Origin of the sequence: Pseudomonas sp. TH07 (assembly GCF_016651285.1) — a bacterium.
Lineage (GTDB): Bacteria > Pseudomonadota > Gammaproteobacteria > Pseudomonadales > Pseudomonadaceae > Aquipseudomonas.
In genome coordinates this window covers 4,493,145-4,508,834 of sequence record NZ_JAEKED010000001.1, presented here as the reverse complement: position 1 = coordinate 4,508,834, position 15,690 = coordinate 4,493,145, and the positions used below count along the sequence as shown (strand labels likewise).

Here is a 15,690-nt window from a genome sequence, read left to right as displayed (position 1 = left end):
GCGCATTATAGGGCCCAACAGGTGAATCCACGGCTACGCCAATACGCAAAAACCGGCCATTGCGGCCGGCTTTGCGCGAACTTTCATTCTTTTAAGAGTTTTTTACAATTTGCCTGTTTTTTTACACGGATCCGATCCGTTTTACAGAGTAGGCACGCCGCTGTGGAAGCGGAACTCGACGTCCGGCGACTCGATCAGTTCCTGCTCCGCCGCGCGCACCCGCTCGATGACCTGGGCGATGTCCTTGGCGTCACCGTACTGGTAGGCCAGCTTCAGGTAACCCTGGAAGTGCCGGGCCTCGCTCTTGAGCAGGCCGAAATAGAACGTGCCCAACTCTTCGTCCAGGTGCGGCACCAGGGCCTCGAAACGCTCGCAACTGCGAGCTTCGATAAAGGCCCCGACCACCAGGGTGTCCACCAGCTTTACCGGCTCGTGGCTGCGCACCACCTTGCGCAGGCCCGAGGCATAACGCCCGGCCGACAGCTGGCGCAGCTCGATCTTGCGCTTTTTCATCAGGCGCATGACCTGCTCGTGGTGCACCAGCTCTTCACGCGCCAGGCGCGACATCAGGTTGATCAGGTCGACATGGGAGTGGTACTTGGCGATCAGGCTCAGGGCGGTGCTGGCGGCCTTGAACTCGCAGTTCTTGTGGTCGATGAGCAGGGTTTCCTGATCCGCCAGCGCGGCCTGGACCCAGCCATCCGGGGTGCGGCAGCCGAGGAACTCGTGAATTTCCGGCAGGCTCATGGCTGCACTTCCAGCGGGGCAAAGGACTCACAAGGCAGGGCGGCGGCAATATCACGGGTCAATAACATGAGGCTCACGGACAAAAGGTTCACGGCGAAGGGCGCCGATTATACCGGCAGCGCCACAGACCACCAGTCGCGCCGCTTGATGTGCATCAACATCCTGCCCGGTGCGCAGCAACTATAGTTGTGCAGGCACGCCCTCATCCCTTCTGGAGATCCCGACATGCAAGCCATCCGCAGCATCCTGGTGGTTATCGAGCCCGAGCATTCCGAAAGCCTCGCGCTCAAGCGCGCCAAGCTGATCGCCGGGGTGACCCAGGCCCACCTGCACCTGCTGGTCTGCGATAAAAAGCACGAGCATTCGGCGCTGCTCAGCGTGCTCAAGAGCAGCCTGTCGAGCGAGGGCTACAGCGTGACCACCGAGCAGGCCTGGAATGACAGCCTGCACCAGACCATCATCGACGTGCAGCAGGCCGAGGGCTGTGGCCTGGTGATCAAGCAGCACTTTGCCGACAACCCGCTGAAAAAGGCCCTGCTCACCCCTGCCGACTGGAAGCTGCTGCGCTACTGCCCGACCCCGGTGCTGCTGGTCAAGACCTCCAAGCCCTGGGCCGGCCAGGTGATCCTGGCGGCCATCGACGTCGGCAACACCGACGGCGAACACCGCGCCCTGCACAACAGCATCGTCGACCACGGCTTCGACATCGCCAGCCTGGCCAAGGCCCGGCTGCATGTGATCAGCGCCCACCCCTCGCCCATGCTGTCGGCGGCCGACCCGGTGTTCCAACTCAAGGAAACCATCGAGGCGCGCTACCGCGAGCAGTGCAAGGCGTTCCAGGCCGAATTCGATATCGACGACGCGCACCTGCATATCGAAGAAGGCCCGGCGGATGTGCTGATCCCCCACACCGCCCACCAGTTGCAGGCGGCGGTGACCATCATCGGCACCGTGGCACGCACCGGGCTGTCGGGCGCCCTGATCGGCAATACCGCGGAAGTGGTGCTCGATTCCCTGGAAAGCGACGTGCTGGTGCTCAAGCCGCAGGAAATGATGGACCACCTGGAGGAGTTGGCGGCCAAGGGCTGAAAAGCGTTATTAGCGCGGGCACTACGCTCTTGTGGCGAGGGAGCTCGCTCCTGCACGGGCGCGCAGCGGCCGTAAATGAGGGCGCGGCGGTGGGTCAGGCAGATTGACGTGACAGGGTTGGGGCCTGTTGCACAGGCCAGCGGGAGCAAGCTCCCTCGCCACAGCCCCCCTCGCCACAGGTGTTCACTCAGGCGCCAAATGCGTCCTTGAGAAACCCTGGCGCGATGTAGCGCTGGTAGTGGGCTTCCGACAGCAGGAAGAATTCCCGATCAATGGCATCGCGTAGTTCCGGCAGGCTCCAGTCGCGGAACTCCGGCAGCAACACCATCCCGTAGGCATCCAGCTGGCTGATGACCCGCGCCCCACGGGCGATCAACTGGTAGGCCCAGCAGTATTGCGACTGGTGCGGCACAAAGCGGATCTTGCGCGCCTCCAGCTGCCCGCGCAGGCGCTGGGCGTCGAAAATCTCCAGTTTGCCGGCCATCACCTGCACCAGCAGCTGTTCCAGACGCAGCCACACCGCGCGTTTTTCTTCCTCGTTGTAGCCATTCCAGTGAATCACTTCATGGTGGAAGCGCTTGCAGCCACGGCACACCAAATCACCGTAGACAGTGGAGCAGAGGCCGACGCAGGGGGTCTTGATAGTCTGATTGGGCATAGGTAGGGAGTACGCGGAAAAGCAAAACAGGAGCGCATGTTAGCCCTTTGTCTAACATTGATCACCCCTCAAACTTCGGGGCCTAACTTACCTTTAAATTTTTTTTCCCGTAGAATCAGCCAGCCTTTTTAGGCGCCAATGTCCGTTTGAAGCTGTTTTCAAAGCGTCACGAGCACAGTCGTTCCTTCAGAGCGGTGTTGGCGAAGGGTTTTTCCAGCGGGGAAAAGCCCAACGCCAACCCTCATCAGCTCTCCGTTCTGCAGGCGTAAAACTTTGAAAGCAGCTTCTGTAAGGAATTGTCGGTAATTCTGGCTAAGTGGCCCACAACGCCACGCAGCGCATGAGTACGGCAATTTCGGGATGAGCGTCCCGGACACCCATTTGGGACCACTGATGAGGGTAATAACTGTGCTTGAAGCCTACCGCAAACATATCGAAGAGCGTGCAGCCCTGGGTATCGTTCCCCAGCCGCTTAACGCCGAACAAACCGCAGGCCTGGTCGAGCTGCTGAAAAATCCTCCGGCTGGCGAAGAAGAATTCCTCGTTGACCTGATCACCAACCGCATTCCACCAGGCGTTGACGAAGCTGCTTACGTCAAGGCCGGTTTCCTGTCTGCCCTGGCCAAGGGCGAAGCCACTTCCCCTCTGATCGACAAGAAACGCGCTGTTGAACTGCTCGGCACCATGCAAGGCGGCTACAACATCGTGACCCTGGTCGAACTGCTGGACGACGCCGAGCTGGCGCCGGTCGCTGCCGCCCAACTCAAGCACACCCTGCTGATGTTCGATGCGTTCCACGACGTGGCTGAAAAAGCCAAGGCCGGCAACCAGCACGCCAAAGCCGTGATCCAGTCCTGGGCCGACGGCGAGTGGTTCAAGAACCGCCCAACCCTGGCCGACAAGATCAGCCTGCGCGTGTTCAAGGTCACCGGCGAAACCAACACCGACGACCTGTCCCCTGCCCCGGATGCCTGGTCCCGCCCTGACATCCCGCTGCACGCCCTGGCCATGCTGAAAATGGCTCGCGAAGGCATCGTGCCGGACGAGCAAGGCAAGACCGGCCCGATGAAGCAGATCGAAGAAATGCGCGGCCAAGGCTTCCCGATCGCCTACGTCGGTGACGTGGTCGGTACCGGTTCGTCGCGTAAGTCGGCCACCAACTCCGTACTGTGGTTCTTCGGCGACGACGTTCCTTACGTGCCGAACAAGCGCGCTGGCGGCTTCTGCTTCGGCAGCAAGATCGCTCCCATCTTCTACAACACCATGGAAGATGCCGGCGCACTGCCTATCGAGTTCGACGTTACCAACATGAACATGGGCGACGTGATCGACCTGTACCCCCATGCTGGCAAAGTCTGCAAACACGGCACCGATGAAGTCCTGACCACCTTCGAAATGAAGACCCCGGTCCTGTTGGACGAAGTTCGTGCCGGCGGTCGTATCCCGCTGATCATCGGCCGTGGCCTGACCGAGAAAGCCCGTACCGAATTGGGTCTGCCACCGTCGGACCTGTTCAAGAAGCCTGAAGCACCAGCCGAAAGCACCAAGGGCTTCACCCTGGCGCAGAAAATGGTCGGCAAGGCTTGCGGCGTAGCAGGCGTTCGTCCTGGTACTTACTGCGAACCGAAAATGACCACCGTCGGCTCCCAGGACACCACCGGTCCAATGACCCGTGACGAACTGAAAGACCTGGCGTGCCTGGGCTTCTCCACCGATCTGGTGATGCAGTCGTTCTGCCACACCGCGGCCTATCCAAAGCCGATCGACGTGACCACCCACCACACCCTGCCTGACTTCATCATGACCCGTGGCGGTGTATCGCTGCGTCCAGGCGACGGCATCATCCACAGCTGGCTGAACCGCATGCTGCTGCCGGACACCGTCGGCACCGGTGGTGACTCCCACACCCGTTTCCCGATGGGCATCTCGTTCCCGGCCGGTTCCGGCCTGGTAGCGTTCGCCGCCGCCACGGGTGTTATGCCACTGGACATGCCGGAATCGATCCTGGTGCGCTTCAAGGGCGAAATGCAACCGGGTATCACCCTGCGTGACCTGGTTCACGCCATTCCTTACTACGCGATCCAGGCTGGCCTGCTGACCGTAGAAAAGAAAGGCAAGAAGAACGCCTTCTCCGGCCGCATCCTGGAAATCGAAGGCCTGGACAACCTGAGCATCGAACAAGCCTTCGAGCTGTCCGACGCCTCGGCCGAACGTTCGGCTGCCGGTTGCACCATCAAGCTGTCGAAAGAGTCGATCACCGAGTACCTGAGCTCCAACATCACCCTGCTGCGCTGGATGATCGGCGAAGGCTACGGCGATGCGCGGACCCTGGAACGTCGTGCTCAAGCGATGGAAGCCTGGATCGCCAACCCTGAGCTGATGGTGGCTGATGCCGACGCCGAATACGCCGAAGTCATCGAAATCGACCTGGCTGAAATCAAGGAGCCTGTGCTCTGCGCGCCGAACGACCCGGACGACGCCCGTCTGCTGTCCAGCGTTGCTGGCGAGAAGATCGACGAAGTGTTCATCGGTTCGTGCATGACCAACATCGGTCACTTCCGCGCTGCCGGTAAGCTGCTGGATCAGGTCAAGGGCCAGCTGCCAACCCGTCTGTGGCTGTCGCCGCCGACCAAGATGGACGCTCACCAACTGACCGAAGAAGGCTACTACGGCATCTACGGCAAGGCTGGCGCGCGCATGGAAATGCCGGGCTGCTCGCTGTGCATGGGTAACCAGGCACGCGTAGAGCCGAACTCGACCGTTGTGTCGACTTCGACCCGTAACTTCCCGAACCGTCTGGGTGATGGCGCGAACGTCTACCTGGCTTCGGCCGAGCTGGCGTCGGTGGCTTCGATCCTGGGTCGCCTGCCGACCGTCGAGGAGTACATGGAATACGCCGCTCAGATCAACACCATGGCCAGCGATGTGTATCGCTACCTGAGTTTTGACCAGATCGCCGAATTCCGTGAGGCTGCTGCGAATGCCAACATTCCGGTGATCCAAGCCTAACGTTGTAAAGCACTGAAGAACGCCGCGTATTCCACGATACGCGGCGTTTTTTTATGCCTGGGATTTGTCTTCGGCGGGCTGGAGATTGAGCGCCGCCTGCACCGTGTCATCGACACTGGTGCCGCTGATCAGCACCCCGAGGGCCTCGGTCGAAGGCAGCGCAAGCAAGGCGGCCCGCGCCCTGTGTTTGACCCGGGCCAGGGCCAGGCCCTTGTGTTCCTGGCTGACCCGCAGAAAGAAATCGTCCAGGACCTCGATACTGGTGCCGTCCAGGTTGGGGGATTCCTCCAGGCTCAGCACCACCGTGTGCACCGGCGCCTCGGCATGCCGGATCAGCCGTAGCGCACCGCCCAGGATCCGTTCCGCGTTGGCAAAGAACAACGCCTCGCTCGGCCGCAGGATCAACACCCCGGGGACTTGCCGGGCCTGGGGATGGCGATTGAGGTCGACAAAATCATGCCCGCTGCCCAACTGCCCGAGAATCTGGATATCCGCCCCCGAAAGCTGGCGCAGCATCAGCACGATACTCACCCCGACCGCCATCAACAGGCCGTCCAGCACCCCCAGCACCAACACCGCGGCCACCGCGCAGATCACCAGCAGCCGGTCGCGACGCCAGATGAAATAACGCCCCAGGGGCTCCAGACTCAGGCCTCGCCCCAGGGCATGAATCACGATCGCCGCCAGCACCGGCTCCGGGGTCAGGGCGATATAGGGCAATACCGTCAGCACGATCACCAGCATCACCAGCGCCGCCGTCAGCCCCGCCAGGCGCGAGGTGGCGCCGGCAGCTTCGTTGGCCGAGGTCGCGGAATAACCGGCGCCGACCGGCATCCCGTGAAACAGCCCCGAGAGCAGGTTGGACGCACCCAGGGCCAGCAGGTCGCGGTTGGACGACACCCGGTCGCCGTGCTTCAGGGCAAATGAGCTGATGGAGCCATAGGACTCGGCATACAGGATCATCACCATGGCAAAGCCCAGCTCCCCCAAGCGCAACCAGTCGGCAAACGGCAGCACCGGCAGGTTCGGCACTTCCAGCTTGAGTTCAATCACCCCGATCAGCTTGACCCCGTGGGCCTCGAGGTCCAGCCACTGCCCGGCGGCGATGCCGAGGATTACCACCAGCAATCCGCCCGGCAGGTAGCGAATCTGCCCGCACAGCCACAGCACCAGCAACGCGGTGAGCGCCACGGCGGCGCCGGCCCAGTTCCACTGCGGCAGCTGCTCCAGCAACTGCGGCAGGAACCGCACCAGGTTGGGGTCCGTGAGGTGGACCCCGACCACGCTGGCCACCTGCTTCATGACGATGGTCAGGGCCAGGCCGAAGGCAAAACCGCGCAGCACCGGCTTGGCGATAAAGGCCGTGACCCCGCCCAGGCGGAACAATCCCGCCAGGACGAAGAAGCCGCCGGTCAACAGCACCAGCGCAAACGCCAGGCTCATGCGCAAGGCACTGTCACCGCCGGCCAGAGACAGGGTCGCCGCTGCCAGCACGGCCGCGGAAGAAGAGGTCGCGGAGACAATCGCAAACCGGCTGTTACCCAGCAGGCCATAACACAGCAGGCCGGCAAACAGGGCAATCACCCCGGCCTGGGGCGGCAAGGCGGCGATGCTCGAATAGGCAACCGCCTCGGGCAGTAACAGGCCGGCAATGGACAGGCCGGCCAGCAGGTCACGGGAGCGTTCCGGACGCTGGACAACAGGGAGTTCGGGAGACGGCAAGGCGATGCAATCCTGGAGGTCGATCGTGGCCCCCAAGCTTAGTCGCTATCGCGGCAAGACTCTTGATATCAATCAGATATCTCGGCGAGCGTACCCATGTCGCGCCTTGTTCCAGGCAAAAAAAACCGCCCCGGGCGGCAACCCGGGGCGGTCAGTAGAGCGCGGCAGATCAGACGCTCAGGGAATACACCAGCGCCGAGATCGCCACCAGGCCGACCAGGGTCACGAAGACATTGGAAGCCTGACCGCGATAACGAGCCATGGCCGGCACCTTGTGGATGGCGTACATCGGCATCAGGAACAGGATCGTCGCGATCACCGGGCCGCCCATGGTCTCGATCATCGTCAGGATGCTCGGGTTGAGGGTCGCCACGGCCCAGCAGATCACCAGCATGAAAGCGGCGGTGACCCGGTCCAGGGTTTTCGATCCCGGGCGCCGGCCGCTCTTGCCGATCAGGCCCTTGAGGCCTTCGCTGGCACCGATGTAGTGGCCGAGGAAGGACTTGGCAATGGCCACGAACGCAATCAACGGCGCGGCGAATTCGATGGTCGGGTTGTTGAAGTGGTTGGCCAGGTAGGACAGGATCGACAGGTTCTGGACCTTGGCTTCGGCCAGTTGCGCCGGCGACAGGGTCAGCACGCAACTGAAGACGAAGAACAGCACCATGCCCACCATCAACAGGTGGGCGCGGGACAGGATCTGCGAGCTGCGCTGTTCGGCGTGTTCGCCATAGCGGCGCTTCTGGTCCACGGCAAAGGCCGAGATGATCGGCGAATGGTTGAACGAAAACACCATCACCGGAATCGCCAGCCACAGGGTATGCAGGAAGGCCGAAGGCGCCGGGACATCGCTGACGGTGGCGAGGATGCCGCCATTCCAGTGCGGGATCAGGAACACCGCCAGGAACAGCAAGGCAACGATGAACGGATAGACCATCAGGCTCATGGCCTTGACGATCACCTGCTCGCCACAGCGCACCACCGCCAGCAGGCCGAAAATCAGCATCAGGGCCAGGATCGCCCGGGGCGGCGGCGCGATGTGCAGCTGGTGGGTCATGAAGCTGTCGACGGTATTGGTCAGGGCCACGCTGTAGATCAGCAGAATCGGGAAGATCGCCAGGAAGTACAGGAGCGTGATCAATGCGCCGGCGGTGAGCCCGAAATGCTCTTCCACCACGTCAGTGATGTCCGCACCGTCACGCCCGGAAAGCACGAAGCGGGTCAGGCCCCGGTGGGCGTAGAAAGTCATGGGGAATGCCAGCAGCGCCAGGATCAGCAGCGGCCAGAAACCGCCCAGGCCCGCGTTGATGGGCAGAAACAGGGTACCCGCACCGATGGCGGTGCCGAACAGGCCCAGCATCCAGGTGGTGTCATGGCGATCCCAGCGACTGAGGGTCGTTGGGGCTGCCGCTTCAAAGCGTTGATCAACGCTATTGGCCTGATCATTCATCCGGTCGGATCTCCGCATTCCGGTCATTTGCCACTCGGCCAGGACGAGTCGGAAAACCCGACAGGCAGCGCCCTGGTCGAAACAGGGGCGCGATTGTCCGGGATTCGGTAACAGAAGCAAAGACTTAGCTGAGGAACGGTGTATTTGCCGGCATGGCTGTAGCCGCTGCCGACGGCTCGGGCCGCGTTCAGACGCTGGCCATCAGCAGCAACGTGTCCATACCTGACACCCCACGGCGCCCGCTCCGACCAGCGCAGCCTCGCGGGCTCGGCAGCGGCTCCAGGGTCCAGTGTGAATGGCGGGCGCGACGTTGACAGCCTTGGGGCGACGACGGCATGATCGGACCCCATGAATATTTACGCGCTCAACCCCACCTCCACCACCACGACTGCCTTCGGCGGGTCGGATGGTGGCTGCGAGAGTTGAATACAGCGCAGTGACACCAAGGCCCCGCCAGCGATGGACGGGGCCTTTTGTTTCTCCGTCCAGCTGGCTTTCAAGGAGAAACACCATGCCATCAGCCCAAGCCAAGCGCCCCGCCTTGCTGGTCGTCGACATGCAAGTCGGACTGTTCAACGGCCCGGACAAACCTTTCGAACGCGAACGCGTACTGGAAAACATCAACCAACTGATCCGCCGCGCCCGCCAGGCCGGCGTGCCGATCTTCGCCGTGCGCCACACCGGCCCGGCCGAGTCGCCCATTCATGCCGGCAGCCCGTTGTGGCAGTTGCTGCCGACACTGGAGCTGGATGAGCAACACGACACCCTGTTCGACAAGACCCGCCCCAACTGCTTCTTCGGCACCGAACTGGCCGAGCGTCTGCACGCTGCCGACATCGGCCAACTGGTGATCGTCGGCATGAAGACTCAATACTGCATCGACAGCACCTGCCGCGCCGCCGCAGACCTGGGTTTTGCGCCCGTGCTGGTAGCCGATGCGCACACTTGCATGGACACTCCCGTGCTGACGGCCAAGGCGATCATCGATCACCACAACGCCACCCTCAACGGTGCCTTCGTACGCCTGGAAAACACCGTGGATATCGCGTTCTGACGTCACCCTGATCAGCCCGCCGCCCTGGCGGGCTTTTCCCCAAGACCTGATTGCGAGGCCTCTGGCCTGAACCTTTGCGCACCGACGGCGATTGCCAAAAGCCCCCCCAACCAGCACTCTTGAGCGCCCTGTCCTCCGCCTCAGGAACCCGCCATGCCCGCCACTGTTCTGGTCCTGGTTGAAACCATCAACGAATACCTGCCAATTCTCGAAGCCCAAGGCTTTCATCTGATCCTCGCACCCACGCCCAGTGAGCGCGCCCAAGCCATCAAGACCCATGCCGGGCAGATCAACGCCGTGCTGACCCGTGGTCCGCTGGGCCTGCATGCCGAAGAAATCGCCGCCTTGCCGCACCTGGAAATCATCTGCGTGATCGGCGCCGGTTATGAACAGGTCGACCTGCAGGCCGCCAGCAACCGCGGGATTGCCGTGACCAATGGCGCCGGAGTCAACGCCTCGTCGGTGGCCGACCATGCCCTGGCGCTGCTGCTGAGCCTGGTGCGTGACATTCCCCGGGCCGATGCCGCTGTGCGCCGTGGCGAATGGCCCAAGGTCATGCGCCCGTCCCTGGCCGGCAAACGCCTGGGGATTCTCGGCCTGGGCGCGGTGGGCCTGGCCATCGCCAAACGCTGCGCCCTGGGCTTTGACATGAGCGTGAGCTACCACAACCGCCGGCCGCGCACCGACCTGCCCTACCACTATTGCGAAACCCCGGCCGAGCTGGCGCGCCAATCGGATTACCTGGTCATCGCCACCCCGGGCGGCACCGACACCCGGCAGTTGATCGACAAACAGGTGCTGGCGGCCCTCGGGCCCGATGGTTTTCTGGTGAACATCGCCCGCGCCAGCGTGGTCGATACCGCCGCCCTGCTGCACGCACTGGAGCAGCGCAGCATCGCCGGCGCGGCCCTCGATGTGTTCGATCACGAGCCCCAGGTTCCCGAGGAGTTGAAGGGGCTGCACAACGTGGTGCTGACACCCCATGTCGCCGGCCATTCGCCGGAGGCCGCCCGCGACACTGTGGAAATGGTCGGTAAAAACCTGCGGGCCTACTTCTCCGGCCAACCCTTGCTGACGCCCCTCACCCTGCCTGCGCCGAACTGAACTAGAGTCAGGCCTGGGGTTTTCAAACGCTTGTATCAAAAGCAATGATTGCCCGGCAACACGCTCACCTATAAAGGCCCGCCACGATTGTGGCGGCCCGGTGTGCGCATTAGATTAGCCAATAATCTCTGGCCTCCAGAATAAGCAGAAGGGATAAGCATGGCGCTTACTGACCAGTCCACCCGTACTCGTTCCGGCGAAGAACTTGATGCCAACCTGATCGATCCGTACCTCAAGGCGCATATTCCAGGCCTTAGCGGTACGCCGCAGATCAGCCAGTTTCCGGGCGGCGCTTCGAACCTCACCTACTTGCTGGAATACCCGGAACAGGAGTTCGTCCTGCGCCGCCCGCCCTTCGGCCACAAGGCCAAGTCGGCCCATGACATGGGCCGCGAGTACCGCATTCTCAATCAGCTCAAAGACGGTTTTCCCTACTGCCCCAAAGCCTATGTGCACTGCACCGATGAGTCGCTGATCGGCGCCGAGTTCTATGTGATGGAACGGGTCAAGGGCATCATCCTGCGCTCGGACCTGCCGCCGGAGCTGGGCCTGGACGCGAACCAGACCCAAGCCCTGTGCAAGAGCTTTATCGACAAGTTCGTCGAACTGCATCGCGTGGACTACAACGCCTGCGGCCTGGCCGACCTGGGCAAGCCCGAAGGCTATGTCAAACGCCAGATCGGCGGCTGGAGCGACCGCTACGAGAAAGCCCTGACCCCGGACGCGCCGAAATGGGAAGCGGTGAAAGCCTGGCTCAATGACAAGATGCCGGCCGACCACCCGACCTCGAGCATCGTGCATAACGACTACCGCTTCGACAACGTGATCCTCGACCCCGCCAACCCGATGCAGATCATCGGCGTGCTCGACTGGGAGCTGACCACCCTCGGCGATCCGCTGATGGACCTGGGCAACACCCTGGCCTACTGGATCGAAGCCGGCGACCCACCAGCAGTGCAACTGATGCGCCGGCAACCGAGCAACGCCCCGGGCATGCTGACCCGCCAGCAGTTCGTCGATTACTACGCCGAGCGCTCAGGCATCGAGATCGGCAACTTCGACTTCTATTACACCTACGGCCTGTTCCGCCTGGCGGGCATCGTGCAGCAGATCTACTACCGCTTCTTCCACGGTCAGACCCAGGACAAACGCTTCGCGCAGTTCATTCACATGAACAAACTGCTGGAGCAGATGAGCCTGCAAGTCATCCAGAAATCCAGCCTCTGATGGCGCCCCTCGCCTATAACAAGGAATAACCATGTCCAAGACTCAGTTGTTCGACCTCGATGGCAAGATCGCTTTCGTTTCCGGCGCCAGCCGCGGTATCGGTGAAGCCATCGCCAAGCTTCTGGCCCAGCAAGGTGCCCACGTGATTGTGTCGAGCCGCAAGCTCGAAGGTTGCCAGCACGTGGCCGACGCCATTATTGCCGACGGTGGCAAGGCCACGGCGATTGCCTGCCATATCGGGGAAATGGAGCAGATCAGCCAGGTTTTCGCCGGCATTCGCGAGCAATTCGGGCGCCTGGACATCCTGGTCAACAACGCGGCCACCAACCCGCAGTTCTGCAACGTGCTGGACACCGACCTGGGCGCGTTCCAGAAAACCGTCGACGTGAACATTCGCGGCTATTTCTTCATGTCGGTGGAAGCTGGCAAGCTGATGCGCGACAACGGTGGCGGCAGCATCATCAACGTGGCGTCGATCAATGGCATATCGCCGGGGATCTTCCAGGGCATCTATTCGGTGACCAAGGCTGCGGTGATCAACATGACCAAGGTCTTCGCCAAGGAATGCGCGCAGTTCGGCATCCGTTGCAACGCCCTGCTGCCGGGCCTGACCGACACCAAATTCGCCTCGGCCCTGGTGAAGAATGACGCCATCCTCAAGACCGCACTGGCGCAAATCCCCCTCAAGCGCGTGGCCGACCCCAGCGAAATGGCCGGCGCCGTGCTGTACCTGGCCAGCGATGCCTCCAGCTACACCACCGGCGTGGCCTTGAATGTGGATGGCGGGTTCCTTTCCTGAGTTCGTCTGCCGTCGGACGACACGACTCCATCTGAAAGACCATGGCGCCCGTTCCAGCCAGCGCAACCTAGCACTTGTAACCGCTGCCGCTAGGCTGCGCTGGCCCTCCCGAACAACCCAATCACACTGAAATGCAATGGCGCCTGTTGCGGCCAGCGCTGCCTCGCGGGCTCGGCAGCGGTTACTGGCGCGTGTGAATTTTTATTCCACGGATTGCAATTAGAGAATATTTATTCCATAAATAGCCCTTCTTAAAATAAAAATTCTGAAGGGCGCGGCTATGCATGAGCTTGGAATTGGTCTGATCGGCACCGGCTTTATGGGCCGGGCCCACGCCTTGGCGTTTCGTCATGTAAGCGCGGTGTTCGAATTGCCCATGCGTCTGCACCTGGCCGCCCTGGCCGATGCCGATTGCCAGCGGGCCGAGCACTGCGCGGCGGCCTGGGGTTTTGAGCGGGCCCACGGCGACTGGCAGCAGTTGATCGCCAACCCCAAGGTGCACCTGGTGGCCATCACCACCCCCAACCACCTGCACTTCCCCATGGCGATGGCTGCGCTGGCGGCCGGCAAGGCGGTGTATTGCGAAAAGCCGCTGGCGGTCAGCGTCGAGCAGGCCGAACAGATGCAGCAGGCTGCCAAGGCTGCTGGCGTGGTGACTCGGGTCGGCTACAACTACCAGCACAACCCGATGATCGTCCGCGCTCGCGAGCTGATCGAGGTTGGCGAACTGGGGCAGTTGCTCAGCTTCCAGGGTGAGTTCAGCGAAGACTTCATGGCCGACCCGGCTTCGCCCTGGTCCTGGCGCTGCGACCCGCAGCACGCCGGCGGCGCCCTGGCCGACCTTGGCAGCCACCTGCTGGCCATGGCCCGCTACCTGATGGGCCCGGTCAGCGCCGTATGCGCCGACACCCAGACCGTGCACCGCCAGCGCCCGGCCAGCAACGGCAGCCAGGAACAACGGCCGATTGCCGTGGACGATCAGGCCCACGCCCTGTTGCGTTTCGCCAACGGCGCCCGGGGGACGTTCAGCAGCAGTTGGCTCAAGCATGGCTACAAAAACCACCTGAGCTTCGAGATCAGCGGCACTCGCGGCACCCTGGCCTTCGACCAGGAACGACTCAACGAACTGCGGCTGTACCGTGCCGGCGAAGCAGGATTCCAGCGCCTGCTGGCCGGCCCCGACCTGCCCGGCTACGCCGCGTTCAGCCCCGCTCCCGGCCACCAGTTGGGTTACAACGAACTGAAGACCCTGGAGGTTCACGAGCTGCTGATGGCCGTAGCCGGCCAGGGCCTGGGCGGCACCGACTTCCAGGAGGCCTGGGAAGTCGAGCGCCTGGCCACGGCCATCCGCCTGGCGGCCCTGGAACAACGCTGGGTCAGCCTGCCGTAGCGGCTACAGGGGCAGCGCGGCCAGGCGTGCCGCCAGGTGCTTGGCCTGCAGGGCGACGTCGGTCACGGCGGTACTTTCCCACCACAGGCCACGCAGTGGCGGGCCCATGGCGAACAGGCGACTGGACACCTGCCCCTGGGCATCCAGCACCGCGCCACCGGGGTCGGCGGCAATCCCCAGGGCCAGCGGGCCGGGCTGGATCAGGCCCCGGGCCAGCAATTGCCGGGGCAGCGCGCGCGCCACCCGGCGCCAGTCGTATTCGATACCGCTGGAGTTGATCAGCGCATCACCCGGCACCTGGGTGGTGTGCGACTCCCCACGGCGGCGGATGCGAATTGCCAGGCGCCCATCCGCTCCAGGCTCCAGGCCCTGGAACGACGCCGCGTGGATCCGCAACCGGCCCTGCTCATGCAGTCGCGCCACCAACTCGGCACTCAAGGGTGGCGAGCGATGGTGATGGCTCTCCCACCAAGGCCGTACATGGCGCACGAACTGGCGGCGCTGGCGGTCGCTGGCCTGGCTCCACAGGCGGCCGATATGGGCGCGCACCGTGTCCAAAGGTGCCTGCCAGTCAATCCCCTGGGCAATTGCCGCCCTACATTGACGGCGCAGCTCGCGCAGCAATTGCCGGGGGCTGCGAATACCCGGATCCCGGGCCAGGAAGTCTTCCCACACCGGCGGCTGGCGACGGGCATGGGGCAACAGGCCATGGCGGGAAAACACCTCGATCGGCCCGCGATGCCCGGCCTGTTCCAGGGACACCACGGCATCGACCATGGTCAACCCGGAGCCGATGATCAGCACCCTCGCCTGCGGGTCCAGCCGGGCCATGGCCTGCACATCCCAGGGGTCCAGCGCCGCTGCATTCAAGCCACTGGATTCGGTCTGCGGCGTGCGCGCGGCGGGAAACATGCCGGTGGCCAGCACCCCATAGGCGCCTCGCAGTTGGCGTCCATCGGCCAGGGTCAGCAGCGTGCCGTCGGCATCGGTCTCAAGGTCCACCACTTCGCCTCGGACATGGCGCACGGTCGATCCCTCGCGCGCCCCGAGCGCTTCGGCCTGGGCCAGCCATTGCTGGGCATACAGGCCGAAAAGGCCCCGTGGCGGAAACAACTCGCTGATCGGCACCCCTTGCTCGTGCGCCTCGGGCCAGCCGCCGTCCGCCAGGTAGCGGGTCAGCCATTGGGTCAGGTCATCGGCGTTGTCCGGGTCGACACTCATGCGCGCAGCATTGCCGTTCAGGGTATGGCCCAACTCCACCGCGCTGTAGGCCTCGCCGCGCCCCAGCTCGCTGCGCGACTCGAGCACCACCACCCGGCGCCGTCCCGGCAAGCGCAACAGCTGCCCGGCGAGCAAGGCTCCGCTGAGCCCGCCACCGACAATCAGGATATCGGCGCTGCCGGTCTCGGGGTGGGCCTGGGCGTTGTGTGGTTCGCTCATG

The 15,690-nt window shown here is 63.2% G+C and carries 12 protein-coding genes; 7 read left to right on the top strand and 5 right to left on the bottom strand.

Annotated elements, in window-relative coordinates:
• Window positions 1-141 precede the first annotated feature (141 nt).
• Window positions 142-747, bottom strand: coding sequence for a tRNA-(ms[2]io[6]A)-hydroxylase (gene miaE / locus JFU57_RS20980; protein WP_078471422.1), 606 nt, complete (start codon window positions 745-747; stop codon window positions 142-144).
• 225 nt (window positions 748-972) lie between these two features.
• On the opposite strand from miaE, the gene JFU57_RS20975 reads away from it, so the two are divergent.
• Window positions 973-1,836 (top strand): universal stress protein, encoded by an 864-nt coding sequence (locus tag JFU57_RS20975; RefSeq protein WP_078471423.1) that lies wholly within the window; start codon window positions 973-975, stop codon window positions 1,834-1,836.
• Between the two features lie 187 nt (window positions 1,837-2,023).
• Here JFU57_RS20975 and JFU57_RS20970 read toward each other — a convergent pair whose 3' ends face one another.
• On the bottom strand, window positions 2,024-2,494 hold the full coding sequence (locus JFU57_RS20970) for a DUF1289 domain-containing protein (protein WP_078471424.1): 471 nt from the start codon (window positions 2,492-2,494) through the stop codon (window positions 2,024-2,026).
• A gap of 408 nt (window positions 2,495-2,902) precedes the next feature.
• Between JFU57_RS20970 and acnB the strand changes: the two genes are divergently transcribed.
• Window positions 2,903-5,503 carry a bifunctional aconitate hydratase 2/2-methylisocitrate dehydratase gene (gene acnB, locus JFU57_RS20965; RefSeq protein ID WP_078471425.1) on the top strand — a complete coding sequence of 867 codons (2,601 nt, stop codon included), beginning with the start codon at window positions 2,903-2,905 and terminating at the stop codon, window positions 5,501-5,503.
• Window positions 5,504-5,554: 51 nt separating this feature from the next.
• On the opposite strand, the gene JFU57_RS20960 is transcribed toward acnB, so the two are convergent.
• Both JFU57_RS20960 and JFU57_RS20955 read right to left on the bottom strand, forming a co-directional pair.
• The gene (locus tag JFU57_RS20960; RefSeq protein WP_207202221.1) at window positions 5,555-7,225 is read right to left on the bottom strand and encodes a SulP family inorganic anion transporter; all 1,671 of its coding nucleotides are present in this window, start codon (window positions 7,223-7,225) and stop codon (window positions 5,555-5,557) included.
• Between the two features lie 169 nt (window positions 7,226-7,394).
• Entirely contained in the window at window positions 7,395-8,675 is a 1,281-nt protein-coding gene (locus JFU57_RS20955; protein WP_201130649.1) for an HAAAP family serine/threonine permease, read from the bottom strand.
• A gap of 511 nt (window positions 8,676-9,186) precedes the next feature.
• On the opposite strand from JFU57_RS20955, the gene JFU57_RS20950 reads away from it, so the two are divergent.
• The 5 genes from JFU57_RS20950 to JFU57_RS20930 all read left to right on the top strand — a co-directional run bounded on the left by JFU57_RS20950 (window position 9,187) and on the right by JFU57_RS20930 (window position 14,249).
• Window positions 9,187-9,729 carry a cysteine hydrolase family protein gene (locus JFU57_RS20950; protein WP_078471427.1) on the top strand — a complete coding sequence of 181 codons (543 nt, stop codon included), beginning with the start codon at window positions 9,187-9,189 and terminating at the stop codon, window positions 9,727-9,729.
• A gap of 153 nt (window positions 9,730-9,882) precedes the next feature.
• Entirely contained in the window at window positions 9,883-10,833 is a 951-nt protein-coding gene (locus JFU57_RS20945) for a 2-hydroxyacid dehydrogenase (protein WP_078471428.1), read from the top strand.
• A gap of 159 nt (window positions 10,834-10,992) precedes the next feature.
• Complete coding sequence (locus JFU57_RS20940; RefSeq protein ID WP_078471429.1) at window positions 10,993-12,060, top strand: phosphotransferase family protein; 1,068 nt, start codon at window positions 10,993-10,995, stop codon at window positions 12,058-12,060.
• A 31-nt stretch (window positions 12,061-12,091) separates the two neighbouring features.
• A complete protein-coding gene (locus JFU57_RS20935) occupies window positions 12,092-12,859 on the top strand; it encodes an SDR family oxidoreductase (protein ID WP_020300650.1) in 768 nt (255 codons plus the stop codon).
• Window positions 12,860-13,139: 280 nt separating this feature from the next.
• Window positions 13,140-14,249, top strand: coding sequence for a Gfo/Idh/MocA family protein (locus tag JFU57_RS20930; protein ID WP_201130648.1), 1,110 nt, complete (start codon window positions 13,140-13,142; stop codon window positions 14,247-14,249).
• Window positions 14,250-14,252: 3 nt separating this feature from the next.
• On the opposite strand, the gene JFU57_RS20925 is transcribed toward JFU57_RS20930, so the two are convergent.
• Window positions 14,253-15,689 carry an FAD/NAD(P)-binding protein gene (locus JFU57_RS20925; protein WP_201130647.1) on the bottom strand — a complete coding sequence of 479 codons (1,437 nt, stop codon included), beginning with the start codon at window positions 15,687-15,689 and terminating at the stop codon, window positions 14,253-14,255.
• Between the last annotated feature and the right edge of the window lies 1 nt (window position 15,690).